General features: G+C 77.3%; 3 protein-coding genes. All 3 read left to right on the top strand.

What is annotated here, in order from left to right:
• A partial coding sequence (locus tag F2B26_RS15830) for an FAD:protein FMN transferase (RefSeq protein ID WP_201292788.1) occupies positions 1–454 on the top strand: 454 nt, incomplete at its 5' end.
• Positions 451–1,170 carry a ferric reductase-like transmembrane domain-containing protein gene (locus F2B26_RS15825; protein ID WP_159810990.1) on the top strand — a complete coding sequence of 240 codons (720 nt, stop codon included), beginning with the start codon at positions 451–453 and terminating at the stop codon, positions 1,168–1,170. The genes F2B26_RS15830 and F2B26_RS15825, both read left to right, overlap by 4 nt.
• Positions 1,167–2,387: NADH-ubiquinone oxidoreductase-F iron-sulfur binding region domain-containing protein (locus tag F2B26_RS15820; RefSeq protein ID WP_159810988.1), on the top strand; the 1,221-nt coding region annotated here is incomplete at its 3' end. The genes F2B26_RS15825 and F2B26_RS15820, both read left to right, overlap by 4 nt.

The following is a 2,387-nucleotide window of genomic DNA, read 5'->3' as shown; positions in this document are numbered from 1 at the left end:
CGAGCTCGCCGGCGCCGGTGCGTCGGTGCTGGTCGACGCGGGTGGCGACGAGTGGCTCGGCGGCCCCGGGCCCGACGGTGACGGCTGGAAGGTCGGCGTCGAGGACCCGCACGGCGGTGACTCACCCGTGCTCGTGCTGCGCGTCGAGGACCAGGGCTGCGCGACGTCGTCGACCCGCCGCCGGCGCTGGACCGCCGGCGGGCGAACGGTGCACCACCTCGTCGACCCGCGCACCGGGACCCCCGGCGGCGCGGGTCTGGCCGCCGTCACGGTGCTGCACACCGACCCGGCGTGGGCCGAGGTGTGGAGCAAGACCCTCTTCCTGGCCGGGGCGGCCGAGATCGCCGCCCAGGCGCATGTGCGCGACCTGGCCGCGGCCTGGGTGCACGAGGACGGGCGGGTGCAGGTCTCGGCGGCCATGGAGCCGCACGTGCTGTGGCGGGTCGCCCGATGAGCCGCCACGAGCCGCCGCCCGTCGTGCTCGGGCTCGGCGCCGGCGCCCTGGTGCTGGCGACCGCCGGCAGCCTGGCCGCCGCAGGGTGGCTGGTGCTGGACGCGCTCGGCGGGTCGAAGGTGCCGTGGGTGTTCGGCCGGGCCTCGGGGCTCACGTCGTACGTGCTGCTGCTGGCGCTCGTGACCACCGGGCTGGTGCTCGCGCACCCGTGGTCGCGGCACCTGCACCTGCCCTCGCCGCGCACCCGGCTGGCGGTGCACGTGGGCCTGGCGACCTTCACGCTCGTGTTCACGGTGCTGCACGTCGTCGTGCTGGCCACCGACCCGTGGGCGAAGGTCGGCTGGGTCGGTGCCCTGCTGCCGATGGCCTCGGTCTACCGCCCGGTGCCGGTGACCCTCGGGGTGCTCGCGCTGTGGGCGGGGCTGGTCACCGGGCTCACGGCCCGGTTCGCCGGCCGGGTGGCCGGGCGGCTGTGGTGGCCCATCCACAAGGTCGCCGTCGTCGTGCTCGGCCTGGTGTGGGCGCACAGCGTGCTCGCCGGGTCCGACGTCGTCGCGCTGCGCGGCTTCTACCTGGCGACCGGGTGCGCCGTGCTCGCCCTCGCGGTCACGCGGTATGCGGCCCGCACCCCGGGCGACCGGGTGCAGGAGCTGGCGCGCGACCTGGCGGAGCCGGCCCTCGGCGGGTCCGGACGCATCGAGGAGGCCCGTCGATGACCACCGCGCTCACCTTCCCCACCCTGCCCGGTGACGGCGGCACGGTCGGGGCCCCCGCGCAGCCGGGCGAACGGCTGCTGCTGGCCGATGTCCCGCTGGCCTGCGGCGGCCCCGCCGACCCGGTCCGGCCGGTGCCCGCCGAGACCTGGTCCGAGCACGTGGACCGGCTCGGCCCGCGGCCGGTGGGCACCCCGGCCCTGCTCGACGTGGTGCACCGCGCCGGGCTGCTCGGCCACGGCGGCGCGCATGTGCCGGTCTCGCTCAAGTGGCGTTCGACGGCCGCCGGTCGCGGCCCGCTCACCGTCGTGGCCAACGGCGCCGAGAGCGAACCGGTCGCAGCCAAGGACGGCACCCTGCTGCGCCAGCGACCGCACCTCGTGCTCGACGGGCTGCTGCTCACCGCCCAGGCCCTCGGTGCGCAACGGGCCGTGGTCTGGTTGCACGGCGACGACGACGGCGGCCGCCGGACGTTGCGTGCGGCCCTCGACGAGCGTCGCTGGCTCGACCCCGGGCTGCCGGTCGAGGTGCTCGACGGGCCGGTGCACTACCTGGCCGGTGAGGCGAGCGCCATCACACGGGCGGTGCACGGCGGCCCCGCGCTGCCCACCGTCCGGCGCCGGGCGCAGGACCCGCGGGCGCCGCGCACCCTCGTGCACAACGTCGAGACGCTCGCGCACGTCGCGCTGGCGGCGCGCGGCCACGCCCCGAGGACGACGCGGCTGCTGTCGGTGCTCGGTGAGCGCCGCGCGGTGGTCGAGGTCGAACGCGCCACGACGTTCACCCAGCTTCTCGCGGGCCTGGGCTGGTCGCGGCGCCCGCAGGCGGTGCTGCTCGGCGGCTACGGCGGGCTGTGGGCGCCGTGGCACCGGCTGGCCGACCTGCCGGTGGACGAGGCGGCGCTGCGGGCCGAGGGCCTCACGCTGGGCGCCGGTGTGGTGATCCCGCTGGCCGAGGACGCGTGCGGGCTGCGGATGACCGCCGACGTCGTGCGCTACCTGGCGTCGATGAGCGCCCGGCAGTGCGGGCCGTGCGTGTTCGGGCTGCCGGCGCTCGCCGACTCGGTCGACTGGTTGGCGGACGGCAGGGGTGCCGGCGGAGCCGTCGAACGACTGCTGGCCGATGCGGCGCTGGTCGAGGGGCGCGGTGCCTGCCACCACCCCGACGGTGCGACGCGCCTGGTCGCCTCGGCGGTCGCGACGTTCGAGGCCGATGTGGCC

Origin of the sequence: Cellulomonas citrea (genome assembly GCF_009829685.1) — a bacterium.
GTDB lineage: Bacteria > Actinomycetota > Actinomycetes > Actinomycetales > Cellulomonadaceae > Cellulomonas > Cellulomonas citrea.
The sequence above is the reverse complement of the archived record's forward strand: the minus strand, read 5'-3'. Positions and strand labels throughout refer to the sequence as shown.